General features: G+C 52.4%; 22 protein-coding genes and 1 pseudogene. 8 read left to right on the top strand and 15 right to left on the bottom strand.

Features of this window, described 5'->3' with window-relative positions; genetic code table 11:
- Positions 1 to 148: 148 nt before the first annotated feature.
- A complete protein-coding gene (gene pulA, locus D3H35_RS13485) occupies positions 149 to 3,067 on the top strand; it encodes a type I pullulanase (protein ID WP_233567925.1) in 2,919 nt (972 codons plus the stop codon).
- A 994-nt stretch (positions 3,068 to 4,061) separates the two neighbouring features.
- Here the strand turns inward: pulA and D3H35_RS13480 are convergent.
- Both D3H35_RS13480 and D3H35_RS13475 read right to left on the bottom strand, forming a co-directional pair.
- A pseudogene (locus D3H35_RS13480) lies at positions 4,062 to 5,214 on the bottom strand (IS3 family transposase).
- A 543-nt stretch (positions 5,215 to 5,757) separates the two neighbouring features.
- On the bottom strand, positions 5,758 to 6,138 hold the full coding sequence (locus D3H35_RS13475; protein ID WP_119149856.1) for a winged helix-turn-helix transcriptional regulator: 381 nt from the start codon (positions 6,136 to 6,138) through the stop codon (positions 5,758 to 5,760).
- 156 nt (positions 6,139 to 6,294) lie between these two features.
- Here D3H35_RS13475 and D3H35_RS13470 point away from each other — a divergent pair, with 156 nt between their 5' ends.
- On the top strand, positions 6,295 to 7,545 hold the full coding sequence (locus D3H35_RS13470; protein WP_119149855.1) for an MFS transporter: 1,251 nt from the start codon (positions 6,295 to 6,297) through the stop codon (positions 7,543 to 7,545).
- On the opposite strand, the gene D3H35_RS13465 is transcribed toward D3H35_RS13470, so the two are convergent.
- The 4 genes from D3H35_RS13465 to D3H35_RS13450 all read right to left on the bottom strand — a co-directional run bounded on the left by D3H35_RS13465 (position 7,513) and on the right by D3H35_RS13450 (position 12,125).
- Positions 7,513 to 9,372, bottom strand: coding sequence for a sensor domain-containing diguanylate cyclase (locus D3H35_RS13465; RefSeq protein WP_119149854.1), 1,860 nt, complete (start codon positions 9,370 to 9,372; stop codon positions 7,513 to 7,515). The two genes, D3H35_RS13470 and D3H35_RS13465, sit on opposite strands and share 33 nt — an antisense overlap.
- Positions 9,373 to 9,537: 165 nt before the next feature.
- Complete coding sequence (locus D3H35_RS13460; RefSeq protein WP_119149853.1) at positions 9,538 to 10,251, bottom strand: HAD family hydrolase; 714 nt, start codon at positions 10,249 to 10,251, stop codon at positions 9,538 to 9,540.
- Between the two features lie 35 nt (positions 10,252 to 10,286).
- Positions 10,287 to 11,210, bottom strand: coding sequence for an NAD-dependent epimerase/dehydratase family protein (locus D3H35_RS13455; protein ID WP_119149852.1), 924 nt, complete (start codon positions 11,208 to 11,210; stop codon positions 10,287 to 10,289).
- 54 nt (positions 11,211 to 11,264) lie between these two features.
- Positions 11,265 to 12,125, bottom strand: a complete 861-nt coding sequence (locus tag D3H35_RS13450) for a MerR family transcriptional regulator (protein WP_119149851.1) — start codon at positions 12,123 to 12,125, stop codon at positions 11,265 to 11,267.
- 248 nt (positions 12,126 to 12,373) lie between these two features.
- Here D3H35_RS13450 and D3H35_RS13445 point away from each other — a divergent pair, with 248 nt between their 5' ends.
- Complete coding sequence (locus D3H35_RS13445; RefSeq protein WP_233567924.1) at positions 12,374 to 13,306, top strand: sigma-70 family RNA polymerase sigma factor; 933 nt, start codon at positions 12,374 to 12,376, stop codon at positions 13,304 to 13,306.
- 83 nt (positions 13,307 to 13,389) lie between these two features.
- Positions 13,390 to 13,839: a VOC family protein gene (locus D3H35_RS13440; RefSeq protein ID WP_119149850.1), complete on the top strand. Its 450-nt coding sequence runs from the start codon at positions 13,390 to 13,392 to the stop codon at positions 13,837 to 13,839.
- Between the two features lie 92 nt (positions 13,840 to 13,931).
- Here D3H35_RS13440 and D3H35_RS13435 read toward each other — a convergent pair whose 3' ends face one another.
- Positions 13,932 to 14,390, bottom strand: coding sequence for a nuclear transport factor 2 family protein (locus D3H35_RS13435; protein WP_119149849.1), 459 nt, complete (start codon positions 14,388 to 14,390; stop codon positions 13,932 to 13,934).
- 16 nt (positions 14,391 to 14,406) lie between these two features.
- Positions 14,407 to 14,949 carry a TetR/AcrR family transcriptional regulator gene (locus D3H35_RS13430; RefSeq protein ID WP_267901419.1) on the bottom strand — a complete coding sequence of 181 codons (543 nt, stop codon included), beginning with the start codon at positions 14,947 to 14,949 and terminating at the stop codon, positions 14,407 to 14,409.
- A gap of 252 nt (positions 14,950 to 15,201) precedes the next feature.
- Between D3H35_RS13430 and D3H35_RS13425 the strand changes: the two genes are divergently transcribed.
- The 3 genes from D3H35_RS13425 to D3H35_RS13415 all read left to right on the top strand — a co-directional run bounded on the left by D3H35_RS13425 (position 15,202) and on the right by D3H35_RS13415 (position 18,316).
- Positions 15,202 to 16,272: an LLM class flavin-dependent oxidoreductase gene (locus D3H35_RS13425; protein WP_378125283.1), complete on the top strand. Its 1,071-nt coding sequence runs from the start codon at positions 15,202 to 15,204 to the stop codon at positions 16,270 to 16,272.
- A 393-nt stretch (positions 16,273 to 16,665) separates the two neighbouring features.
- On the top strand, positions 16,666 to 17,205 hold the full coding sequence (locus tag D3H35_RS13420; RefSeq protein WP_233567922.1) for an RNA polymerase sigma factor: 540 nt from the start codon (positions 16,666 to 16,668) through the stop codon (positions 17,203 to 17,205).
- Positions 17,198 to 18,316 (top strand): hypothetical protein, encoded by a 1,119-nt coding sequence (locus D3H35_RS13415; RefSeq protein ID WP_119149847.1) that lies wholly within the window; start codon positions 17,198 to 17,200, stop codon positions 18,314 to 18,316. Before D3H35_RS13420 ends, D3H35_RS13415 begins: the two co-directional genes overlap by 8 nt.
- 117 nt (positions 18,317 to 18,433) lie before the next feature.
- Here D3H35_RS13415 and D3H35_RS13410 read toward each other — a convergent pair whose 3' ends face one another.
- From D3H35_RS13410 to D3H35_RS13395, 4 genes are all read right to left on the bottom strand, one after another.
- Positions 18,434 to 18,790, bottom strand: a complete 357-nt coding sequence (locus D3H35_RS13410) for a nucleotide excision repair endonuclease (RefSeq protein ID WP_119149846.1) — start codon at positions 18,788 to 18,790, stop codon at positions 18,434 to 18,436.
- A 4-nt stretch (positions 18,791 to 18,794) separates the two neighbouring features.
- On the bottom strand, positions 18,795 to 19,538 hold the full coding sequence (locus tag D3H35_RS13405) for a hypothetical protein (RefSeq protein ID WP_119149845.1): 744 nt from the start codon (positions 19,536 to 19,538) through the stop codon (positions 18,795 to 18,797).
- Between the two features lie 162 nt (positions 19,539 to 19,700).
- A complete protein-coding gene (locus D3H35_RS13400) occupies positions 19,701 to 20,570 on the bottom strand; it encodes an arylamine N-acetyltransferase family protein (protein ID WP_119149844.1) in 870 nt (289 codons plus the stop codon).
- Entirely contained in the window at positions 20,567 to 21,166 is a 600-nt protein-coding gene (locus D3H35_RS13395) for a thioredoxin family protein (RefSeq protein WP_119149843.1), read from the bottom strand. The genes D3H35_RS13400 and D3H35_RS13395 overlap by 4 nt, the downstream gene beginning before the upstream one ends.
- A gap of 128 nt (positions 21,167 to 21,294) precedes the next feature.
- On the opposite strand from D3H35_RS13395, the gene pdxR reads away from it, so the two are divergent.
- Entirely contained in the window at positions 21,295 to 22,716 is a 1,422-nt protein-coding gene (pdxR, locus tag D3H35_RS13390; protein WP_119149842.1) for a MocR-like pyridoxine biosynthesis transcription factor PdxR, read from the top strand.
- 57 nt (positions 22,717 to 22,773) lie between these two features.
- On the opposite strand, the gene D3H35_RS13385 is transcribed toward pdxR, so the two are convergent.
- Genes D3H35_RS13385 through D3H35_RS13375 form a run of 3 tightly spaced genes read right to left on the bottom strand, consistent with a single transcriptional unit; the run spans position 22,774 to position 24,529 of the window.
- Positions 22,774 to 23,232, bottom strand: a complete 459-nt coding sequence (locus tag D3H35_RS13385; protein WP_119149841.1) for a RidA family protein — start codon at positions 23,230 to 23,232, stop codon at positions 22,774 to 22,776.
- A 27-nt stretch (positions 23,233 to 23,259) separates the two neighbouring features.
- A complete protein-coding gene (locus D3H35_RS13380; RefSeq protein ID WP_119149840.1) occupies positions 23,260 to 24,189 on the bottom strand; it encodes an alpha/beta hydrolase in 930 nt (309 codons plus the stop codon).
- 1 nt (position 24,190) lies between these two features.
- Positions 24,191 to 24,529, bottom strand: a complete 339-nt coding sequence (locus tag D3H35_RS13375; RefSeq protein ID WP_119149839.1) for a low molecular weight protein tyrosine phosphatase family protein — start codon at positions 24,527 to 24,529, stop codon at positions 24,191 to 24,193.
- Positions 24,530 to 24,565 lie beyond the last annotated feature (36 nt).

Below are 24,565 nucleotides of genomic sequence, written 5' to 3'. Positions count from 1 at the left end.
CTAATTTTCGAGCTTGGCCGTTTGTCGAATTAAAAAAGCTGTCGGAAATCCATTGTTGGAATATTTTAGGGCGTGTTTTATAATGAATTGATGCAAAATGCGCAAACGACTGCGCTTTTTGGCTTACATAACAGGGGAGGGAAATTAATTGAAGAGAAGATTTGGATTAACGTTGCTGGCTTTGCTGCTCTGCCTAAGCACGGTATTTGTATCCGGTTCTTTGAGAGCGGTTTCAGCCGAAGCGACAACCGAGTTAATCATCCACTACAAGCCAGCGGACAAGGATACGCGAGATTGGAGCTTGTGGGTTTGGGAGGACGGCAAAGACGGCAAGCCTTACAAGTTCACAGGCTACGACGCTTTCGGCAAGGTAGGAAAAATCTCGCTGGCGGGAAGCGTGAAAAAGGCCGGCTTTATCGTTCGTACGGAGGATTGGCAGAAGGATGTGCCGGGCGACCGGTTCATTGAGAATATTGCGGGCGCAGCGGAAATTTGGCTATTGCCCGGAGATTCCCGTATTTATACCTCGAATCCCGAAGAGCCCGAAGGGCCTGCCAAATCCTTTGACGAGGTGAAGGTCAAGCTCCATTATTTCCGTTATGACGACAAATATGACGGATGGAACGTATGGGGCTGGGCGGAAGGCAAGGACGGCGCGTCCTATCCGCTGAACGGCGAAGACGAATACGGCAAATATGCCGAGTTCACCGTGCCCAATACGAAGGATTCGAAGCGGATCGGCTTTGTTCTCCGCCTCAGCGATGCCTCCAGCGACTGGGCCAACCGGGAATTCAGCGACCGCTTTATCGAGAAGATCAACGATGACGGCACCGCCGAAATCTGGATCGCGCAAAATCAGGAGCCTGTCTACTACAAAGACTATTATGTAGACAAATCCCCCAAAATTATCAAGGCTCAGCTGGACGATGCGCGGGTCATCTCCTTCGAAACCAACATTCCATTCCCGATCAGCGGTTCCGGAGACGAAGGCTTCACGTTAAAAACCGGTGATATCCAAATTCCTATCGCATCGGTGAAGCCAATCAATCCGGACGACAAGGGCGTTACGCGCCTAGCGAGACTGACGACCTCCGTAGATTTGGATCTGAGATCGAGTTATACGCTAGTTAAGGAAAATTACTTGCAAGCAACCGTTACGCTGGGCAAAATATTTGGAAGCGCCTCTTTCGACAAAACCTTCTACTACGCGGGGAACGACTTGGGGGCGACATATACGAAGGCGAAGACCAAATTCCGCGTCTGGGCTCCGACCGCCGCCGAAGCCAAGCTGGTCGTCTATGCGAAGTGGAACGATGCTTCCGGCCAAGAAATCGCCATGACCAAGGCGGAAAAAGGAACGTGGACCGCCTCCCTGGCTGGAGATCAGAAGGGCAAGTTCTATACGTACAAAGTGCTCGTTAACGGCAAATGGAACGAAGCCGCCGATCCGTACGCGTCTTCGGTAGCGTTGAACGGCGATCGCGGAGCGATTATCGATTGGGCCGCCACCGATCCGAAGGGCTGGAGCACGCAGAAGAAGCCTCCGTTCAAAAATTCGGTAGATGCGATTATCTATGAGCTGCACGTGAGAGACTTGTCCATCGCCGCCAACAGCGGAATCAAGAACAAAGGCAAGTTCCTCGGCTTGACGGAGACCGGAACGAAAGGTCCGGGCGGCACCAAAACCGGCCTAGACCATATCAAGGACCTCGGCGTCACCCATGTTCAGCTCCTCCCGATCTATGACTATGCAACCGTAGACGAGAGCAAGCTAAACACGCCTCAATACAACTGGGGCTACGATCCGAAAAACTATAATGCTCCGGAAGGCTCCTATTCGTCGAATCCGGCCGACCCTTCGGCGCGCGTTCGCGAATTGAAGCAAGCGGTGCAAGCGCTCCATCAGAACGGCCTGCGCGTCATTATGGACGTCGTATACAACCACGTCTACTCCGTGGATGCGTCCAATCTGGAAAAGCTGGTGCCCGGCTATTACTTCCGTTACGACGAGAACGGCAAGCTGTCCAACGGCTCCGGCGTCAACAACGATACGGCATCCGACCACTCGATGGTTCGCAAACTGATCGTCGACTCCGTCAAGCATTGGGCGAAGGATTACAAGCTGGACGGCTTCCGGTTCGACCTGATGGGGATTCACGATATCGAGACCATGAATCAGGTTCGCAAAGCGTTGGATCAGATCGATCCAAGCATCATTACGATCGGGGAAGGCTGGATACTGGGTACCGCGCTGGACAGCTCGCTCAAAGCGAATCAGCCTAACGCAGCCAAATTGCCTCGTATCGGACAATTCAACGACAGCTTCCGCGACAGCACCAAAGGCAGCGCATTCCTGCTCGATCAAACGGGCTTCGTAAGCGGCAATTATTCCGTGGAGAACAGCGTAAAAGGCGGCATCGTCGGCGGTATCACGTATCAGCCGAATATCGCCCAATTCGCGAAATCCCCGGATCAATCCGTCAACTACGTGGAAGCGCACGACAACAACACTCTCTGGGATAAGCTCGCATTCTCAAATCCGAAGGATTCCGAAGCGACCCGGATCAAGATGCACAAGCTGGCGACCACAGTGACGCTTACCTCGCAGGGCATTCCTTTCCTTCATGCGGGACAGGAGTTCCTGAGAACGAAGGGCGGCAACGGCAACAGCTACAACTCGTCCGACGCCGTCAACCAGCTCGATTGGACGCGCAAGGCGAAGTACCAGTCCGTCGTCGATTATTACAAGGGCGTCATCGCTCTGCGCAAAGCGCATCCCGCTTTCCGCATGACGTCGGCCGCCGATATTAAGAAGAACTTGAAGTTCCTCAATACGAAATCCGGCTTGATCGGATACACCATCGACGGCCGCGCCGCCCGCGATTCCTGGGCCAAGATCGCCGTGTTCCATAACGCCCTGCGCCAACCGCAGCAAGTAACGCTGCCGAAGGGCAAATGGAAGATCGTCGTGAACGGGGAAAAAGCGGGAACGAAAGCGATCTCCAGCGTTAAAGGAACGACAGTTACCGTGCCTGCCCTTTCATCCATGGTGCTGTATAGCCAATAAGGGCAATGTCGATGCTTAGAACACCGAGATGCTTCCCGTTAATTGATTCCTAGCGGAGCGGCATTGACTGCACGCGCGGTTAGTTCGTTTTTCCAGAACGAAAAGGAAGGGGCTGCCCCTAGGTCTATTTTATGACCTTTAGGGGCCGCCCCTTTAGCGTTCACGCCTACTATCCGCCGAATGTATGGTACCACGTCCCACTGTTGCGCTCTCAGTCACGCTTCCCGCAGAATGTATGTTACCTCGTACCCCTGTTGCGCTCTCAGTCGCGCTTCCCGCCGATTGTATGGTACCTCGTACCCCTGTTGCGCTCTCGATCACACTTCCCGCCGAATGTATGGTACCTCGTCCCACTGATGCGCTCTCAGTCGCGCTTCCCGCCGAATGTATGTTACCTCGTACCACTGTTGCGCTCTCAGTCACGCTTCCAGCCAATTGTATGTTACCTCGTACCCTTGTTGCGCTCTCAGTCACGCTTCCAGCCAATTGTATGTTACCTCGTACCACTGTTGCGCTCTCAGTCGCGCTTCCCGCCGATTGTATGGTACCTCGTACCACTGTTGCGCTCTCAGTCACGCTTCCAGCCAATTGTATGTTACCTCGTACCACTGTTGCGCTCTCAGTCACGCTTCCCGCCGAATGTATGTTACCTCGTACCACTGTTGCGCTCTCAGTCACGTTTCCCGCCGAATGTATGGTACCTCGTACCACTGTTGCGCTCTCAGTCACGCTTCCCGCCAATTGTATGTTACCTCGTACCACTGTTGCGCTCTCAGTCACGCTTCCAGCCAATTGTATGTTACCTCGTACCACTGTTGCGCTCTCAGTCGCGCTTCCCGCCGAATGTATGTTACCTCGTACCACTGTTGCGCACTCGACCACGCTTCCCGCCAATTGTATGTTACCTCGTACCACTGTTGCGCTCTCAGTCACGCTTCCCGCCGAATGTATGTTGAACCTCTGTCAAGAAAATAGACACTTAGAATCGAGAAAATTAGGCCGGATTTGAAAACGCCCGTTCGTAACTGTTCGGCGATAAATAGCCAATGGTTGAATGAATTCGTTCACCATTATAGAAACATGTAATGTACTCAAAAATCTGTTTCTTCGCGTCCTCACGCGTCCTGAATTTTGTAAGATAAATGAGTTCTTTCTTGAGGACGCTATGGAACGATTCAATGCAGGCATTGTCGTAGCAGTTGCCTTTTCGGCTCATGCTTCCTTCCATCTTGTACTGCTTCATTTTCTTCTGGTATTCGTGTGAGGCGTATTGGCTTCCCCGATCGGAGTGATGGAGTAATCCGGCTCCTGGCCGACGCTGGGCGTAGGCACGATCTAGCGCCTTAATGACGAGATCTTTGGTCATTCGATCCGACATGTGAAATCCAACAATTTTACGGCTGTACAGGTCCATGACGCTCGCTAAATACAACCAGCCTTCATTGGTCGGGCAGTAAGTAATATCAGTAACCCACGCCTGATTGGGAGCCTCAGGTATGAACTTCCTGTTCAGCGTATTATCATGTACGGGCAGGTTGTGTTTGGAATTCGTGGTAGCTTTATATTTCTTGACGGTACGGGATTTTAACCCCATTACCTGCATCAAGCGAGCAACGCGTTTCTCGGATACAACGACTCCCGAGTACGAAGGGCAGCTGTTACTTTCGGGCTGCCATACAGGCGTCTGGAGCCAAGAAATATACGCCTAATCTTCTGCTCCAAATCTTCTCTGCGTTTGCGGCGCTCAAGCCGCTTGTCGTAGCTTTTTTGCCATGCGTAGTAACCGCTTCGGGAAACCTTAAATACAGAGCACATCTTTGCGACACGGAGCTTAAAGCGGTATTTGTAGATAAACGGAAAAATCAGCGCCGGTCTTTTGCAAAGTAGTGCATTGCCTTTTTTAAGATTTCATTTTCCTCCTGCAAGTCACGAAGTTGTTTCTGCAAATCGCGTAGCGCCTTATCCTCAGGCTTTAGATTACCGCTTCCTGGGAAAGCCTGCATACCATCCTGTTTGAGCTCGGCAATCCAACGATATAGTGAGTTTTCATGGACGCCTACCTCACGTGCTACCTGCGCAATCGGCTTGCCTTCTTGAATCATCTGAACCGTCTGCATCTTAAACTCTCTGTCGTATTTCTTCGTCATGTCGGACACCTCGAATGAAAGTAATTATATTCTCCCATTCTCGATTCTTCGTGTCCACTTTCTAGTCTAACAGCACACTCGACCACGCTTCCCGCCGATTGTATGTTACCTCGTACCACTGTTGCGCTCTCAGTCACGCTTCCCGCCGATTGTATGGTACCTCGTACCACTGATGCGCTCTCAGTCACGCTTCCAGCCAATTGTATGTTACCTCGTACCACTGTTGCGCTCTCAGTCACGCTTCCAGCCAATTGTATGTTACCTCGTACCACTGTTGCGCTCTCAGTCGCGCTTCCCGCCGAATGTATGTTACCTCGTACCACTGTTGCGCACTCGACCACGCTTCCCGCCGATTGTATGGTACCTCGTACCCTTGTTGCGCTCTCAGTCACGCTTCCAGCCAATTGTATGTTACCTCGTACCACTGTTGCGCTCCCGATCACACTTTTCACCGAATGTATGGTACCTCGTACCACTGTTGCGCTCTTGAAGGGGCTATTCCTATGGTCTTTGCAAACCGTTAGAACAGTCTCGTTTGAGCGTTCATCGGCTCTTCTCCGCCTTATTGTTCAAGCAATTATCCTCCAGCATGCAGCTTTTGTCGCCGTATTCTTTAACGATGTGGTTTTCTCCCCAAGCGCACAGCGAATCGAGAATCGGCCGCAAGCTCGAACCGTATTCGCTAAGCTCGTACTCCACCTTCGGAGGCACTTGATTATAGCTGATCCGGTTCACAATGCCGTCCTGCTCCAATTCCCTTAGCTGCTGCGTCAACATTTTTTGCGTAATTCCGGGCATCAGCCGTTTCAAATCGCTCGTTCTTTTTTTGCCGTACGTCAAGTAACAGAGGATCACGCATTTCCACTTTCCCCCGATAACCTCCAAGGTCGCTTCCACGGAAATATTATATTTCTTCCGGTCCATCGACTATCCCTCCAAGCCGCTCTGTAGGAACATATAAGTGCCTATATTACTTTTTTGCCCCTATATTACTCGAAAGTGCGTACTATTCATTCCCGCTCGAAAAACCCATAATAACATTTGCCGGCCGGAGATAACCATACTGGAGGAGTGAAGCCGATGTCAGCAGATAAAAAAAGAAGCACCTGGGCGCTCCTTGCATTAGCGATAAGCGCCTTTGCCATTGGCACGACGGAGTTCATCAGCGTGGGGCTGCTGCCGCTAATCGCCGATGACTTGCATATATCTATCACGACCGCGGGACTGACCGTTTCCCTATACGCTTTGGGGGTGACGGTGGGAGCTCCGATTCTGACTTCCCTAACGTCCAGAGTGTCGCGCAAAACCTTATTGCTCTGGATCATGATCGTCTTCATTGCCGGCAACAGTCTTGCAGCCGCCGCGAACGGAATTGCCTTGCTGCTTGCAGCGCGAATCTTGTCCGCGTTCGCTCATGGGATATTCATGTCCATCGGTTCTACCCTTGCGGCCGATCTGGTTCCCGAGAACCGCAGAGCCAGCGCCATTGCCATCATGTTCTCCGGGCTCACCGTAGCTACCGTTACCGGGGTGCCCGCAGGCACCTGGCTTGGCCAGCAATTGGGTTGGCGGATGGCCTTTGTCGCCATCGTCGCCATCGGAATTTTGGCGATCATAGCCAACGGGATACTGGTGCCTTCCTCTTTGCTCAAAGGAACGGTTACTCCGATTCGTGAGCAGCTTAAAGTCATAACGAACGGACGGCTGCTGCTTGCATTCGCCATCACCGCGTTAGGGTACGGGGGTACTTTCGTCGTCTTTACTTATTTATCCCCTTTACTTCACGACGTAACCGGATTTAAAGAGAAGGCGATCGTCGTTATTCTTCTTGCATACGGAATCGCTATTGCCATCGGCAATGTGCTAGGAGGAAAAGCAGCCAACCGCAAGCCGCTGACAGCCTTGTTCTACATGTTTGCTTCGCAGGCGGTCGTGCTTCTCCTTCTGACGTTCGCAGCGCCGTTCAAGATTGCCGGTCTGCTGACGATCGTCTTGATGGGATTGCTGGCTTTTATGAACGTACCCGGCTTGCAGGTGTACGTGGTTACGTTGGCCGAGCGATATGCGCCGAAAGCGGTGGATGTAGCGTCCGCTATGAATATTGCCGCCTTTAATTTAGGCATCGCGATCGGGGCGTACCTCGGAGGCGTGATCGCGGATACGATCGGCCTTATTCATACTCCATGGATCGGCTCTTTGATGGTAGCAGGAGCCGTTGCCTTGACCGGTTGGAGCCGTGTCTTGGAAGCTAAAGAAGTAAATATCAGGCGCGGGACCGCTAATAGGGCTTCGCAACAATCAGTCGAAGCAGACACGGTTCTTCCCTCTTGATTTGGCCTTGTACAAATTCCGATCCGCCAGCTCGATCAGCTTCTTGTAATCCTTGTCCGCGTCCGAGTCGACGGTCGCTGCGCCGATGCTGACGGTAACGATGCCCGCCTCCGACTGGACGTGCGGTATTTGCAGCTGCCGAACCGCTTCGCAGATGTTGTTCGCCGTTCGTTCCGCTCCATCCTTACCGCAGCGCGGCAGCACGACGGCGAATTCCTCGCCGCCGTAGCGCGCCGCCAAACCGCCGTCTTCCGGAACCAAGCACGACTTGACAGCTTGCGCGACCTCCTGCAAGATGAAGTCTCCTTGGATATGGCCGTATTGATCGTTGTAACGCTTGAAATTATCGATATCGAGAAGCAGCAGCGTAAGCGGGGTTTCTTCCTCCCTGCTGATCGCAAGCCCGCTGCTCAGAAAATCGTCGAAATGACGCCGATTGGAGACGCCCGTAAGGCCGTCTACCATCGACCATTCACGAAGCTGTCGGTTGAGCTTCTCCAGCTTTTTGTTGGATTCCTCGATGACGAAAGTACGCTCGCGCACTTTTTTGTCCAGACCCTCGTTTAATTCGACGAGCTTGTCCGCGAGCTGCTGCGTCATCTTAAAGGATACGGCCAGCTTCTTCGACAACACGAAAGAGAAGCAGACGATAAACGTGACGACCCCTAGCGAGTACACGATTTGCGCGGTTGTAGTGAACAGGAAGCGGAACAAGTCAAACGCAGCCGTCAGCATGAACACGGAAAATCCGATCATGGCGTAGAAGGCCCCTTCTCTCTGGCGAAGCGTGGCCCGGACAAAGACGGTCATCGCATAGAGGAGCGCCGCCGCCATAAACAGCTGAAAGTAAATCAGAATACGATAGTATTGGTCCGCGTTCAACGCCATTGTGAGAACCGAGTAAATGATTACGGTTACAAAAGTCAGCCGAGTGAATCTGCGCAACGACTCTTCGGGAAAGAGCCTCTGAATAAACAGCGCCAGCAACAGAACCATGAGGTATAGCGTAATATATTCGAGCTTCATGCCGATTTCCCATGGGAAGTTCGGAAGCAGCTTCGTGAGCGGCACGACTCCCGTCGTCGTATTGCGAATAGCCGCGACTAAGCAGAACACTCCGAACAGGAATAGGGACGAATCCTTCTTGTGAAATGAACCCAGACCGATATGATAGATGCCGGACAGAAAAATAATGCCGAGCAGCAAATACTGTTCCGCCGATGTCCAATCGTGTTTGTTCTGAATGACGGAGGCGGAGCCGTAAACGATCGGCTCCCACATACCGCCCGCATAATTGTGATAATTCGATATTTGAAGCAAGAGCTGCACCTGTTCCGACTGGGGGTGGAAATAGACGACCCTCGTCGATTTTTGCGGGATGCTGCTCTTGCGATCCGTTCCTACTTGGCCGCTTACGGCCACAAGCCGATCGTCAACCCATAGCTTGTAATTGGAATACATAACGGGCAAAATAAGCCCCTTGACCTGATCGGGATCGGAGACTCGCAGTTGCAGCGCGAATGTCGCGAATCCGTTGCGGGGAAGCTTGTCGCCGTCCATCGTATGCTTGTACCAATTGCTTGGCATATCGATATATCCCGTTCGTTGTTCTGTGCCGGAAGAAAGGTCCTTCGGCTCCAGCAGCTGCCGCCAATAAAACGCCCATTCCCCGTTCAAGTCGACCAGCTCGTCAGCCTTCATCTTGCTGTCGGTCAAATCCATCCGGCCCGAGAACGATTTCGGTTTCTCGTCCGTATCGGACGGCGGCTTCGCGCATCCGGCCAGCACAATAACAAGCGTAATCATGAGGAATAGATGTCGTCTCATGTATGCCACAACCCCTCCGAGTCCTAATTAGAGGATTCGTTATGATTCTCAGTAAAAATTCGACAAAATTCTTCAAATCCCTCTTAAACGCAAACACGAGTAAAGCCCTGCGCGTACAACAGCGGCAGGGCTTTATTCACAGGACATGCGAGAAGAACGTACCGACTAGGATAACAGCTTTAAAACCCGATGGAAATCGCCATCCCAGATCTGATATTTGCAATCGACCTCTTTCACGTCGGGAGAGCTATTGGAGTGTATATAGCATCCGTCGATACCGGCACGACGAGCGCCCTCGATATCGGTGCGCGAGTCGTTGCCGATCATAACCGCGGAAGACAGGTCGGCTCCGTACTCTTGGACGAGATAATCGTAGAACAACGGATCCGGCTTGCTTATCCCCGCTACCGAAGAGATCGCTATGCCATCGAAATAATCGTAGATGCCGAGCACTCGAAGCTCGGCTTCGACGAACGTTTTTTGCCCGTTTGAGAGCAAATAGATCTTTTTATTCCGAGCCTTCAAGCTTTGGAGCGTCTCTTCAACGCCGTCATACAACTGCAATCTTCGCATGGACAATTGCCGGAACCATCGCACCGTTTCTGCAGCCCAGCCAGGAGCCGGCTTGACCCCTCTTCGGTCGGCTATCGTCTCGAACGTCTCCAGCATGTCGAAATCCGGATATTCGCATTTTACGCGAGGAGCGGCCATCTGCCGGCCGATCTCCTCCTGAAATTCTCTTGCAAGCTCCTTCGGCTCCGCAGATATTCCGCTGTAACGAAAGTGCAAGCTGAGCCGTTCCCAAAGCTCCGGTGAATTCTCGTCCGTATGAATATCGATTAATGTCCCGTATAAATCGAAAATATAAGTGTTGTACATTATCGTTCTCCTTCGGTATCGTTAGCTGCTTTCTTCTATTTTACATTATTTTTAAACCATGCCAACGTTCGATCGGCGGCAATATCCAGAGGCGTGGCCTGCATTCCGAAGCGTTCGGTGAACTTGCGGCTGTCCACGATGAAATCGTTCTCGAACTGGTACATCATTTCCACGCTTTCCCTCGCCCCCGGTATGAACAGTCCCGCCGCTCGAAGCGTGCCTTTTCCCATCGATTTGACGACCGGAGAGAACCCGGCAGCCTTATAGGCCATGTTAGCAAGCTCCCTCGGCGTAACCGCCTCCGCGTTCGGAACATGCCACGCTTGTCCGAACGCATCCTCATGCTCACTCAGCACGACGAGTGCTTTGCCGAAATCGTCGATATAGGTGTAGGAGTGCTTCTTGTCGGGATCGCCCATGACCACGCAAGCTTTTCCTTCCGCTATCGGCTTGAAAAACCGCGAGCCTGCGGACGATTGATGCACGTGCGGACCGAAAAAATCGGCCCCTCTTCCCATGGCGACCTGCAACGCCCCGTCTTGATGCAGCTTCAGCAGCTGGCGAGACAACGCCGCGCGCACCTTGCCCTTCCGGGTATTCGGTGCATAAGGCAATTCCTCGCGAATGCTCCCCTTCACAAAACCGTACATATACACGTTCTCGGCGACTACCAGCTTAGCCTTGGCGGCTATCGCACCGGCCACGACGTTGTCCTGCAGCGTCGGAAACTCGGCGGGCCACTTGTGGTAAGAAGGCTGCGCGCACTGATAAATCACCTTCGCTTGCTTCAAGGCTCCGACAGCCTGATCTCTGTCCATGAGATCCGCTTTCCGTATCCGCACTCCTTGCGGCAGCTTTGCCTTGCCGCTGAAGCTGACCATTGTCACAGACTCTCCTCGTTCGGCAAGCTCCCTCATGACGGCCACTCCGAGCGGTCCCGTTCCCAGCACGACGTTCATTTTATTTTTCCTCCCTCGACGATTCGGATGAAAATAAAATAAACGCTATAGCAACTATAGAGTCAATCCCTTTTCCACGGGAACTTGCAGCTCGACGATGAAATCCTCGGGATTCGTCAGCCGTGTCGGGTCGACCAAATATTGTTCGATGCTAGGCCCCGATTCCACATATTCGCTGCTCTCGATCCAATCGAGAAGCTTCCCGTAGATTCGCTTGCAGGATTCGGCATTGGGAAGCCCGCAATAAAGGGCGGTAATGTAAGAGCCCCCGGGAATGGTGCGAGAAAAAGGGAGCGCTTCAGCCGCACCTTCAGCCAAAATACAAAATTCAAGATCGGTATCGCCGCGATCGAAAGTCATTATATTGTCGTGAAAGATCGTCAGCATGCTGCGGGCGCTGCCCCAGCCGCTGGCTTCCGCTTTGAAGATGATCTCCGTAAAAATCGCAGCCGAGGACTCCATTCCGCAGACGGTGCGTCTTCGATCGGACAGCACAGGACGGTCTGGAAAATGCTTCAGCTCCACCAGAATATCAAGATCCTTCAACCCGTTGCCCAGCGTCTGGAGAAACTGAATCCGGCTCATTCTCTGCTCGATCGATTTCCCGATCCGCTCCAGCCGCCGGATCTCATCCGACGTTTCCTCGCGCTTGGCTTCGAGCTTCGCCAGCAGTCCGTCCAGATTGTCGCTCTTCAAGGCATGGCCGATGTCCTTGAGCGACAAATTCATCGCTTTCATGTCCTGAACGACCTTCAGATATAGAAGATCGGCATTCGAGTAATAGCGGTACCCGGAGGATTTGTCGATTTTGCTCGGGACAACCAAGCCGATCTTGTCGTAAAATCGGAGCGTCTGAATGGAGATGTTGCCTATTTTCGCAGCCTGTCCGATTGAATACAGTTGATCCGAACCCATCGTGAAGCAGCCCCTTTGCAGAACAATTTTCGTATGCCGCGGTGGCAAACCAATTGCCGGAATTATTGCTCTGCTATAAATTTTACCAGAATTTACGGCGAGGGCACGTAAATCTTAAGAGAAGCCTAATGAGACAACCTCACCTGAATAAGGCGGCCGGGACAATTGACCGGAATTAAGAGGATCGCTACTATGAGGGTAGCCTTATTTTTCCAATCATGCGCCTGCGCTACAGGACGGTGACCGGCATGCCAGAAAGTGAAAGCCCCTCGGATCAACAATTGGCCTTGAGCGTTATGAACGGCGACCTTGAAGCATTCCGCTCAATCGTGAATCGCTACTCGAACGCCTTGCTCTCCGTTGCCTACAGCGTCATTGGCGATTTTCACGAGGCGCAGGACGTTACCCAAGAAGTTTTCCTGAAATGCCACCATCAACTGCACACGCTGCAAAACCAGGCCCGGCTTGGGAGCTGGCTCTACGCCATTGCTTATCGCACGAGCCTGGACTATGCCAAGAAGAACAAGAAAACAGTCCCTTTCGACGAGACGAATTCCCCGAAATCGGACCCTGTCCATGCATGGCTGGACCGGCATGTTGTGCACGAATCTCTTTGGGATGCCTTGCAGACTTTGGAGGATAAAAATAAATCCGCCGTCGTGCTGCATTATTTGAGCGATTGGTCCATGAAGGAAATCGGCCGCTTCCTGAATTTGTCGCTATCAGCGGTTGAAAGCCGAATTCGCCGCTCTAGAGAATCACTCAAACGCGTCCTTGCCGACGATTTCGAATTGTACTTCCGGCCTCATCGGCTCGGCAGCGATTTCGGGCAAGCGGTATGCGAACAGCTATTGAAAAGAATGGGGCACTTCTACATTCCCGTTACGAATAAAAAACAGACGACGGACTGGTTCGTTCGGCATTTTCAATTGGGAACGACCGCTCGCGGCCAGCTGCAATTGGAGTCGGGGCAGCTCTTATACTTGCTCGAATGCGCCCCGCCCTTTACGAAGACGAGCCCCGGATTAACTTTCTCCGTTTCCGATGTCGAAGATCTATGGCTGCAATTAAACGGAGATGGAGTATCGGTCGATCCGGTCGAGGTTGACGAGTGGTTCGGCAAAATGTTCGTTTTTTACGACCCGGACGGCAATCCATATGAGGCCGTAGAAAAAAATTAAAAAAATACAGCTGCACGTGACGGATTTGTTGGAAGGAAATCGTCTATATAGCGAAACTACTTTACCGAGAGGTGGCAAGAACTATGGCGGAAAAAGAATTGATCGGCCTTGATGCGCAACCACGGGAGGCAGAGAAGAAGCCGCACCTAAAAAGAGTTCTCAGCAACTATTTACCCGTATCGAATCTGGAGCGGGCGACCAAATGGTACGAGGAAGTATTCGGGTTAACCGTAAGAAAGCGCGAGCCTGACGGAGCGATTCTCATCCTTGGGGACGGACAATGGCTGTTCTTGCTTGAAGCAGCGGAGAAGAGGACCGCAAACTTCTTTACCCGCCAATGGGATGGAGAACGGTATGAGATGTTCTCGCTTACGTTCGAGGTGGAGAACATCGCCGGACTTCACAAAAGGCTTCGCGAGAGCGGAGCCGAGGTCGAGCCGCTTGCGGATCATGGAGATTGCGGGCTGCAATTCAAGTTTAAAGACCCGGACGGCAATAAATTTAATGTGTGGCAAGATCCGGCAACCGAATAAACCGCGACAAGGGGCTGTCTCGCAAGCGCGAGACAGCCCCTTGTCGCGCCGGTTGGCCGGAGCCGCCCCGTTATCGCGCAACCGTACGGCTTTTAAAATTGGCCTTGCAGAAGCTTGATTTTCCCTTCGACGATCTCGACCTCGTCGAATCCTTTTAACGATATGATGCCTTCCTTGCTTTCGAACCACCAGTCGAACCGGTAGTGGGTTGCGTCGATCTTGACGGTTTCGCCTTTTTTGAAATCGTGATCTTTGTATGTGTCCCCGACGTAGACAATGTACTCTTCCAGTTCCTTGCCGCGAATGCCTAACGGTTTGGACGGATCTTTGTACAGCCCGTCATCCGCGAATAAAGCGGACACGGCGGCGGGGTCTCTATCCTCCCAGCCCTTGGCGTAAGCTTCGATGACTTCCTCGGGAGTGCTGACGCTTGCGGAATTGGAATAGAGGGGCGACGGAGAAGACGAATTGTCCGACCCGGAATAGTTGCAAGCCTGCAGCAGCGTTAGCGCGAAAATAACAGGGATGGCGAGCATTCGAATTTTCAACACGGGATGACCTCCATGATTAAGGTTGCAGCAGCTTTTTCACAAAGCCGATTATCGGCTCCTGCCGGAAGATTGCGTCGTCCGTTACATAAGCGGAATTGACCAAAAGCCCGACATAGTACGAAAGAATATAGCTCGATATTTGGTGCGGATCGAGGTCCGGGTGAATGACCCCGTCCTTCTGTCCAAGTCTCACCCAATCGCTTCCGAGCTTCAGCCAATAATCGTAGAAATCGCGAATAATGGGGCGTATTCTCTCGTTCTCGGGTTGGCTGACCAAGTACAGGTAGACGCTTCGAAACACCCGGCAATCGTCGGTGTCCCCGAACAATTCATTAACGATAATCGAGACGGGGCCTTCCAGATTCATCTCGGCTTCCCGGTAGAACCGCTCGTCGATTTGCTCAAGCCTCTTTTGCAGAATAAGACCGTAAATTTCGTCCTTGCTCTTCACGTAATGATACACGCCGCCGTTAGAAACTCCGCTGCTCGATATAATCTCCTTCAGAGTCGTCTTCTTGCACCCATGCTGAAGGACCAAAGCTTTGGTGACGGATAAAATACGGTTAAGCGCGCTGTAGGGGGCTGTTTGCGTACGATCGCCTCCTTTCTGGATTCGATTAATGGAAAGAAATATAAATCATTTCTGTAAAAAAATATAGCATACCGAGCGTCACTCTGTAAATGGCGCGTATGTATCTGCCGGCGGCAACTTTATTCTGCGTAAGTTCCCCCTCCGACGGCACTTACCTTACTAAATTTGAGAAACATTAAAATATATAGTACACTATACGTACTGAAGGAGATGATCCGTATGACTGCTCGATCGGCTAAGATGGAAATTGGAATAAGCACGTTTTTGGAGACGACGCCGGATCCGGTGACAAGGAAAGTGATCAGCCACGCCGAACGGCTGCGCCATGCGGTTGAGGAGATTGTGCTCGCCGACCAAGCCGGCCTTGACGTCTATGGGATCGGCGAGCATCATCGGGCCGATTATGCGGGAACCGCCCCCGCCGTCGTGCTGGCCGCCGCGGCGGCCATGACCAAGCGAATCCGGCTCACGAGCGCCGTTACGGTGTTGTCCTCGGACGATCCGGTTCGCGTGTACCAAGCGTTCTCCACCCTTGACGGCATCTCGAACGGACGCGCCGAAATTATGGCGGGACGAGGCTCGTTCATCGAGTCCTTCCCTCTGTTCGGCTACAGTCTCGACGATTATGACGAGTTGTTCGAGGAGAACCTGGAGCTGCTGCTGGCGATCAGAGCCTCGGAGAAGGTTACTTGGCGCGGCGGCCACCGTCCCGCCATTCCGAATCTCGGTGTCTATCCCCGATCCGTTCAGACTCCGCTGCCGGTATGGATCGCAAGCGGCGGAAATCCGGAGTCGGCCGTGCGTGCAGGCGCGCTCGGGCTTCCCATCGCATTCGCCATTATTGGCGGAATGCCCGAAAGGTTCGCTCCGTTGGTCAACTTGTACAAGGAAGCCGCCGCGAAAGCCGGGCACAATCCGGACGCGCTGCAAATCGCGACGCATTCCCACGGCTTCGTAGGCGAGACGACCGAGCAAGCCGCCGACTTGTTTTTCCCTTCGACGCAGGCCCAGATGAACGTCATCGGGCGCGAGCGGGGATGGCCGCCATACAGCCGCGACTCCTATGACGCGGCGCGCAGCCTTCGAGGAGCCCTCTATGTAGGCGATCCGGAATTCGTCGCGGAGAAGATCGTCCTGCTGCGCCGAAACTTGGGGATTACGCGCTTCTTCCTGCACGTGAACGTCGGAACGATGCCGCACCGCGAAGTTCTGCGCGCCATCGAGCTGCTCGGCACAAAAGTCGCGCCGATCGTGCATAAGGAGCTTGCCCGAATCGAGAAAAGCGAATAACGATCGGGCCTACCCGATAATAATAGGCTGCCTCCTAAGTCTGCCAAGACTTGCGAGGCAGCCTTTCTCCTCACAGCGCAATCGAGCCGGCTCGGTAAGCAGCGCTCGACTACCTATCTCTTCGCAGCTCCACCGAACTGATTCGGTCAGTAGTCCTCCGCTATCTATCCCCGCAGCATCACCGAAACGACTCAATAATTATCTCTCCGCTACCTATTCGCTTTCTCCTCATGTACTCAAGAAGGCGGCAAAAGAAAGTTTTCACAACATCTTCGTTTGTACGAAAACTTACTTTGGAGGCAGCCCCCTCACACTTCCCTCAAACGCCAAAAGTTACTGGAAATGGAACCAAATCGAAGCGCTCGTTGTCTAATTCATAGGAGGTGAGACAATTTGGAAGTAAGCTATTTGAAGCACCTGGACCGGATGGAGCATTGGCAGCTTGGCGAGCTGATGGCTTCCTACGGGCAAGAGGTTTGGAACTTGGCTTACTTGCTTACGCGCAAACACGAAATGGCCGACGATATTACACAAGACGTGTTCCTAAAGGCTCACGCGAATATCAGAGCTTTTCGCGGGGACTCCTCGATCAAGACATGGTTGCTTACAATTACCCGCAACCTTGCGATTAATAGTCTTCGGACGGCATTCATGCGCAAAGTTACGTTGGTTGCCTGGGTAATGCCCCAAGGCGCCGGTCCGTCCGCCGAGCAGGAGGCTATGGACAACGAATGGACTTCTCGTGTTTGGCTGAACGTGTTGAAACTGCCTGTCAAGCTGCGTGAGGTACTCGTCCTCCATGCCAAATACGAGATGAGCACAAAGGACATTGCAAAAATGCTGCAGCTATCGGAAGGAACGGTAAAATCGCGGCTGTCGCGAGCTCGCAGCAAAATGTCCGAGTATAGACGGGAGAGTGAAGAATATGAATAAACCTGCCGACGATTGGGAAAAGGAGCTGCGGCAAGGTCCATTTCGAAGGAGAACGTTCACCGAAGCGAAAATGAACGCTATCGAGCGGCAAATCGCAGCCGGAACGGGTCGCAGCGCCGCGAGAGCCCGGATCGCGGCGTGGACGGTATCGCTCGCTTCCATCGTCCTGCTCGTCATTGCAGTATCAGCGGTACTGGTTAACGTCCGCGGCGACGATCCCGTACAGGCGAAGCCCCCTCAGCCAACGCCGACGTCCGTGCCAACAGCCGCGCCCGACGACTCCGGTTCTTATGTGAAGCTGAAAGCGGACTGGGGTCTGCTGCGCAAGGTGCTGCCCTTCGATACGGAGAAGGTTCGGTCGATCACCGTAGAACGAACCGGTCAATTGCAGGTGATAACCATCCCCGAGGATCGAGTATTCCTTATTTTGAAGGATTTGTACTACACAAATCTGGATAAGGCACTTGCGTACGAGCAGCCGTCGGGCAAGAACGGAGCTGTCCTTCGACTTCATACTCCCGACAGATCTTATGCCATCCCTTACGATCTCGACACTAACACCTACAAGTTTAACGACAAGCTTTATTACGCGGACGACAAAGTAGCTTTCTTGATGTACTTCCTGCTGAAACCCGAGTCCGATCTAGCTAAGGTAGAGCGTCTAACCGCGCAAGCGGATCGGGAGATGGAGCAAAGCCGCGCGATTGTCGACGAAAGCTTCAGCTACGACATCAAACGATTTGAAATAAACGACTTGGACTACAACGGCTGGTCGAGAAAAGCTTATTTGAACAAGGCGTTTCCGACGATTAACTATTACTCCTACAACGTAGTCGATAACAGCGTAGCCAACTTCGTTGTGGATCTGCGCTACAATGAGCGAAATGCAATCGTCTATTCGCTGAACAGTATTTTCTTCCTGAATGACTATACGAGCACTTCCGATCACATTAAAGTCGGTCTCACGAAGAAACAGGTGCTCGAAAAGCTGGGTAAGCCCAATCTACAGCTTAACTCCAAGTGGAGCTACAAAATTGACGATTATTTGAGATTCCACATCTACTACGAGAACGATCGCGTTGCCGGCATCTCTCTAACAATGCCTGTCTGACACCTTAACGCAACAAGTCCGGCTGCATCGGCAAAAAACGATCCGATGCAGCCGGACTTGTTCGCGATAGCGGAAAGCGGCGCGGCGCATGGAATAATCCGAACGCTTCTTTCCGATCTATCTGAAAAACACCTTATCCTCGTTGTACTTGGCTTTGCGATCGTTAATAATGAACGTCTCGTAAATTTCTCTGTACACAGGGTTCTCGATAACGCACACTTCGATTTTCGCAACCTCGTCCCTATGCGCTTTGATGACGGATACCGAATCCTCGAAATGCTTTTTGATTCGAGGTCTTAGCTTCCGAGCCTTGCCGACGAACAACAGCTCTTCGTCTTTGTTGTAGAACATGAATATGCCGCCCACATCCCTGGGGATCAGATGAAACTCGGTGAACCCGTAAATATGGCTTTCCTGCGGGTTCTCTTGCTTCGTAATGGTCACGTTAGGCGTTGGAATCGTTACGATGATCATTTGCTCACACGTCCTTCTGTATTTTCGCGGGATTGTTGATCTTGTAGGGTACAGGATGCTTGGTCAGCTTCTTGGCTACGACTTTGCCTTCGAACGTAATCGTGTCGCCGATGGCAAGCTCCAATTTTTTGATCGTGGCGCTGTGGCTGGACCAAGCCTCGCCCAAGACGGTCTCGGAATCCAGAATAGCGACCGCCTCGTAGATGACCACTTCGTCGTCGTTATCGGAAAAATGATTCGGCACCGTCGCAAACTCTTTCACGGTTGCGGTCATTTTGACTTTTTCCTCCGGCAGCTGCACTTTCCCCTTTGTCTTCGGCGCTTTGGCCTTCGCGGGCTCTTCGGCCGCCGGAAGCTCCTTCGTTGGCGGAGCCTCTTCCGCAACGGTTAACTCAGGCTCCTCTTGCACGGCATGGAGCTCCGGTTCCGCCTCGGCTTGCTCCTGCAAATCTTCCGATTCCGCCCGGGCTGCATACTTCTGGCCGTAACTCGATGCCTGCATCTCCTTCAGGTAGGAAGGATGAATGCAATGCTTCTGCTTGTTGTCGAACTCGATGACAGCGACGAACCTGTCGACGTATCCTACGATGCTGCAGGCTTCGTTCTTGCCGTTGCCCTTGTAATAGAACGCTTTGGACTTCGTCGCCTTATCCGACAGCAGCCCCCACTCTTTGCACTTATCCAACTGCTCCGCCTCGTTCTCGAAAGCGATATACGTCTGAGGCTCGATAGCGAACGTATGAACCATCCCACTTCCGCCTTTCCGATCATAGTAAATACAGTTTATCATTTTTCAGCCTAATTCGCCGTCAACTCGAAATATTAAGGATTCCCTGGCGGCCATATCGAATTCGACAGTCCATTGGAATGAAGCAGCCTCTGCGCAAGGAAATCGCACGGTTCCCCGTTCCTACAGATTTGACCTCTTCCATTCTTCATGCTTGCGCTTGACCTTCTGCCACAGCTCGTCCCGTTCCTGACGGCTATATCGAACCAGGCGCTCGCCGAACACATCCCCCAGCAATGCAAACCAATCCGATTTCGTGCGAATTTCCGTCTTCTCGATACCGCTGCGATCGCGCTTGCTCCAGATGCAGCCTCTAAGCTCGTTGCTTCCTTGCTCATGCCGATGCCGAACCAGAAGCAATTGCGTCCATGGCGATTCCGCAGATTGGCTGTAATATTCATGCTTGGAGTTGAATTCGCTTATGTCCTGTACGATCCCGGGCGCAAAATCGACCCCGGCGAAGGAAGCGAACGGGTCGTGCTCCAGCCGCCATCCGTCCCGGACTACGCCGGACTCTACTACCTTATAAGTATAGGGACTTTGTTCATACTCGCCCATTCGAAGCGGAATAGGCTCATAGGGCATATCTCCGAGTCCTGCATCTACGATCCAGGTTTCGTCTTCCTCATTCGATTCCCCAGCCATGCTTACAGTTAAGCCAAGATGAAAAGAGTTGACCCTCGGCGCTTCGCCAAGAGGCTGCACACCGGCCCGGTGCATGGATACCCTGTAACCCAAGGAACGAAGAAGCGCACAGAACGCCCCATTCAGTTGAAAGCAGTACCCGCTTCTGCCGCCGATCATCAGTTGAATGGACTCCCGCACATCCATGGACGCAGGCTGACCGGCAAAAATATCGATCGTCTGCCACGACAGCTTGTTCACATGAGCCTTGTGGAGCTCGAATAAGAAGGTTCGAGTGGGAGCCTGAATTTCCCGAATCCCCAACCTTTTCAAATAGGCTGATCTTTCTTCCATCGTCATGATCATCACGGGTTGGCCTCCCGGACTCCTATGCCCGGCATAGCGGCAAACACGGCGCGCAGCTCTTGAACGATAACGTCTTGGTACCCGGTTCCCGAATTATACATAAGAGCAATCTCATTGCGTACATCGGTCACCTTCTCCTGATAATCCGGCGCCTCGCGGTCGGGATTGCGCTTGCGGAAATCGTTCATGACAGCCTGAATATATTGAGGCCGCGCCCCCCATTGTCCCTGCACATCCCCATTGGAACTCACAAAAACCGCAATCGGTTGTGCCCGACCGCCATCCGTCAAGAACAGATCCATCGTCTCCAAATGCTGCTCCATAAGCAGCACTTCCGTCGAAATCCGGCTATGCTCCATGACATGAAGCAGAACGGGCACGTTCCAGATGACATCCGGACACCAATCCGTACACAAAATGAAACCGTGCAGATCCCCGCTCTCCCCCGCAACGCGGAAAAATGCCTCGTTCTCATCTTTCCATGCAAAACGGTTGTACCAGCCAAGCAACTCATCCCGATTTCTCGTCATGCCGTCGATGAACGCTTGCGGGGTTATGCCTGTTCCTATTTTATGTTTGAGATTTAGAGTTTCGCTCATGAATTCGTCGCCTCGTCTCCTAAATGTTGATGTAGCCTAATGAACACTTTATACTAAAACTGACCCTCTACAAAGGGTCAGTTACGAATACTTTTTTGAAGTCAGATTGCCGAGGAGGTCCGCGTCCCATGCTTAATCTTAACCTGACTGCTCATTCCTCCCAGCCGCAGTACATGCAGCTGTACACTCAGATTCGGGATCAAATTCGAAGCGGCGGCGTTCCTTACGGTTCCCGTCTTCCGTCCGTCAGGTCGCTTCGGCTGCAAATGAACATCAGCAAATCAACGATCGAAACCGCCTATCAGATCCTATTGACGGAGGGATACGCCGTCAGCAAGCCTAGATCGGGCTTATATGTGGCCAATCCGCTTGGAGTGAAGCCTTATCGGCCGAGCAAGGACAGCGGCTCAGCACCCGGGGAGCATCCGCACTCTCCGCCCTCGCCGACATCCGAACCCTTCAGCATCGATTTTAGGCCTTCCGCTATCGACGAGCATTCCTTCCCCGTTCGCATCTGGCGTAAAATGCTTCACGATGCCTTGGATCGTTCCCCGGACAAAATCTGCAAGTATGGAGATCCCCAGGGCGAGCACTCGTTCCGAAGCGTCCTGGCCGAATATTTGAGAAACTCAAGAGGCGTCGTCTGCACGCCCGAGCAGATCGTCATCGGTACCGGCATCCGCTATTGTATAGGAGTTCTATCCAAGCTTTTGACGGGAATCGGTCCTGTCGCCTTCGAGGAACCGGGCTATGCCCCTGTCCGCGAGCATTTGATAAGCAATGGCTTTCAAATTGCTCCCATCCCGGTGGTTGATCAAGGGATTTCTGTAGAGGAGCTGGACAACTCTCCTGCACAAGCCGTTTATGTAACGCCTTCTCATCAATTCCCTACCGGGCGAGTGATCCCCTATCCCGAACGCGAACTCCTGCTCCAGTGGGCGCGAAAGCGAAACGCTTATATTATCGAAGACGATTACGACGGGGAATTCCGTTATTTCGTCAAGCCGATCCCCTCGCTGCAAGGGCTTGATCGCGACGGAAGAGTTATTTATGTCGGTACCTTTTCCAAGGCGTTTACTCCGGCATTGCGCATGAATTATATGGTGCTGCCTTTGGAGCTTGTCGATAAAATGAAGAACGTACAGTATTTATTGGACGGACCGTCCCGTATCGATCAATGGGCGATGGAATCGTTCATGGAGCAAGGCCATTGGTACCGCCACATTCGCCGAATGCGCAAAATCTACGGCAAACGGCATCATCGGTTTATCGAGACGATCCGCGCCCACTTTGGAGATCGGGTTCAAATCACGGGCCATAACGCCGGCCTCCACATCCAGCTAACGGTCAAAACGCGTCAGCCTTCCGAGGCTCTGGTGAGGCTTGCGGCGGAGGAAGGAGTCCGGGTGTACGACCTGCCCGAGATGTGGATGAAGCCGCACCGTTCGGAGCATCCGCAAATCTATTTGGGATTCGGGGGAATGGATGAAAATGGGATAGATAAGGGGGCTCGCTTGCTGAGGAAGGCTTGGGAAGGCATTTGGGATTAAGAAAGGGGAGGGAGGCCAACAGTCGGTCGATTCACCCTCAACTTCCCCCCGCCAGAATTATTCCTCAACCTCAAAGATCGAATCAATAATAATCGGAAGATTGTTTCTCACGGAGACGGCTCCGAGCACGGAGCGCGCATGTAATCCCTTTTCGCCAAATACATCCAATATCAAATCCGAGCAGCCGTTCAATACCTTATGGTGCTCTTCGAAATCAGGGGAAGCATTAACGAAGCCTTGAATCTTGACCGCTCTTTTCACTCTTTCCAAGGAACCTAGCGCAGAGTTCAACACAGCGAGAACTTCGATTCCGGCCTGCCTGGCGAACTGATAGCCTTCTTCGGTAGTATAATCGGTCCCCAGCTTTCCCTTGGGGTTCCCGGCAGGCCCCTTTCCCGACAGAAATAGCAATTTGTCCACTTTGACAAAGTTGGCATATCTGGCCGCAGGCTCGCTAGCGTCGGGCAACACGATTCCTAACGTTTTCAAGCGCTCGGCCACGGTTTGTTTAGGCATCCTTATTCCTCCTATTTTTGAAATGCTTCATTCCTTGCCTGCATAGAAGAGCAAGTAAGATTCCAGCTGTCCGGACCAGTACGCCGCATCATGCCCGCCTGGATTAGAGACCCATTGCGCATCGACATTCAAGTCGTTAAGCCGCTCATAGAGGCTGCGATCCTTCTCCGCCAGCGCATCGGCTTCTCCGGCATCCAAGTAGATCCGGGTTCCCGACAGCTTGCCGGATTCGGCCAGCTTGAACGGATCTCTTTCGTCTCGAAGAGCTTCGTTCGCATAGAGCCAATCCCTCTGATCGGTGAATTGGTCGGTTGACGTATAGTTCCAGATTGCGGCGCTGTGGGCGCCTATCTTGCTGAAGAGATCAGGGTGAGTGAGACCCAGGAACAATGAGGCATAGCCTCCCATGGATGCCCCGCCGATATATCTTCCGTCTCGAGAAGTCCGGGTACTGTAATGGCTATCCACATAAGAGACAACGTCTTGAATCAGGTAATCCTCGTAAGGACCGATACTTACGCCTCCCGGATCTTTGCTCTCTCCCGCTTTCGTGTTTACGCCAAAGCTGTTTCCGTAATCCGGAGAGACAATAATAACCGGATCTATCCGATTTTCTTGAATTAATCGGTCGGAAGCTTCGTTGATGCGGAGATAAGTAAACCAAGAGTCATGGGTGCCGCCGTAGCCGTATAGCAGGTAGAGTACAGGGTATTCGACAGCTGGACTGTACGCAGGCGGAAGATAAACGGACAGGCTCATCTCGCTATCCAGCGCAGCGCTATGAAAATCGACTTGCTCGATCCGGGAACCGCTGTCAGCCGAAACGGAAGACGGCGATGCGCTTGAGATCGAAGACGATGATGGCAACGGCGCGGAAGTCGACGTTTCGTCCGTGCACCCGTTCAGAAAGACCGCGCTCCATATTCCAACGATAGCCGACAGCTGTACGATTTTCATTTTACGAGGACTCCTCCGGAACTTCTATATAATCCGATACTCTCGATTTCAAAATCTCGATTAAATCCTCATCCATGAACTTGTAATCGTCCGGTATATCCAGACAGACGATTTGTTTTCCCCGCAGCTTATCCGAGAACTTCTCCCTTAGCCTGCGCGTATGCTTCTTTTCCATCACAAAAATCAAGTCCGACCACCCGATATGGCCCTCGGTGACCTTAATTCTTGCATTTTCTTCTGTTCCCGCAGATCTCACTTCATACCCGTTATATCCGTTAAAAATCTTCTCTGCCGTTAAGCTGCGCCACTTGTTGCGGCTGCACACAAAAAGTAGTTTAATACGCGGTCACCTGCTATCTGAATTTGATAAAAATAG

Origin of the sequence: Cohnella faecalis (genome assembly GCF_003570905.1) — a bacterium.
GTDB classification, from domain to species: domain Bacteria; phylum Bacillota; class Bacilli; order Paenibacillales; family Paenibacillaceae; genus Cohnella; species Cohnella faecalis.
Note: the sequence above shows the minus strand (reverse complement) of the source record. Positions and strands in the feature narration are given on the sequence as shown.

What these genes read in the sequence shown, in the direction of transcription:
- D3H35_RS13475 (WP_119149856.1), bottom strand. Translation starts at nt 6,138, where the DNA reads ATGGACCGGAAGAAATATAATATTTCCGTGGAAGCGACCTTGGAGGTT.
- D3H35_RS13470 (WP_119149855.1), top strand. Translation starts at nt 6,295, where the DNA reads ATGTCAGCAGATAAAAAAAGAAGCACCTGGGCGCTCCTTGCATTAGCG.
- D3H35_RS13465 (WP_119149854.1), bottom strand. Translation starts at nt 9,372, where the DNA reads ATGAGACGACATCTATTCCTCATGATTACGCTTGTTATTGTGCTGGCC.
- D3H35_RS13460 (WP_119149853.1), bottom strand. Translation starts at nt 10,251, where the DNA reads ATGTACAACACTTATATTTTCGATTTATACGGGACATTAATCGATATT.
- D3H35_RS13455 (WP_119149852.1), bottom strand. Translation starts at nt 11,210, where the DNA reads ATGAACGTCGTGCTGGGAACGGGACCGCTCGGAGTGGCCGTCATGAGG.
- D3H35_RS13450 (WP_119149851.1), bottom strand. Translation starts at nt 12,125, where the DNA reads ATGGGTTCGGATCAACTGTATTCAATCGGACAGGCTGCGAAAATAGGC.
- D3H35_RS13445 (WP_233567924.1), top strand. Translation starts at nt 12,374, where the DNA reads ATGCCAGAAAGTGAAAGCCCCTCGGATCAACAATTGGCCTTGAGCGTT.
- D3H35_RS13440 (WP_119149850.1), top strand. Translation starts at nt 13,390, where the DNA reads ATGGCGGAAAAAGAATTGATCGGCCTTGATGCGCAACCACGGGAGGCA.
- D3H35_RS13425 (WP_378125283.1), top strand. Translation starts at nt 15,202, where the DNA reads ATGACTGCTCGATCGGCTAAGATGGAAATTGGAATAAGCACGTTTTTG.
- D3H35_RS13415 (WP_119149847.1), top strand. Translation starts at nt 17,198, where the DNA reads ATGAATAAACCTGCCGACGATTGGGAAAAGGAGCTGCGGCAAGGTCCA.
- D3H35_RS13410 (WP_119149846.1), bottom strand. Translation starts at nt 18,790, where the DNA reads ATGATCATCGTAACGATTCCAACGCCTAACGTGACCATTACGAAGCAA.
- D3H35_RS13405 (WP_119149845.1), bottom strand. Translation starts at nt 19,538, where the DNA reads ATGGTTCATACGTTCGCTATCGAGCCTCAGACGTATATCGCTTTCGAG.
- D3H35_RS13395 (WP_119149843.1), bottom strand. Translation starts at nt 21,166, where the DNA reads ATGAGCGAAACTCTAAATCTCAAACATAAAATAGGAACAGGCATAACC.
- pdxR (WP_119149842.1), top strand. Translation starts at nt 21,295, where the DNA reads ATGCTTAATCTTAACCTGACTGCTCATTCCTCCCAGCCGCAGTACATG.
- D3H35_RS13385 (WP_119149841.1), bottom strand. Translation starts at nt 23,232, where the DNA reads ATGCCTAAACAAACCGTGGCCGAGCGCTTGAAAACGTTAGGAATCGTG.
- D3H35_RS13380 (WP_119149840.1), bottom strand. Translation starts at nt 24,189, where the DNA reads ATGAAAATCGTACAGCTGTCGGCTATCGTTGGAATATGGAGCGCGGTC.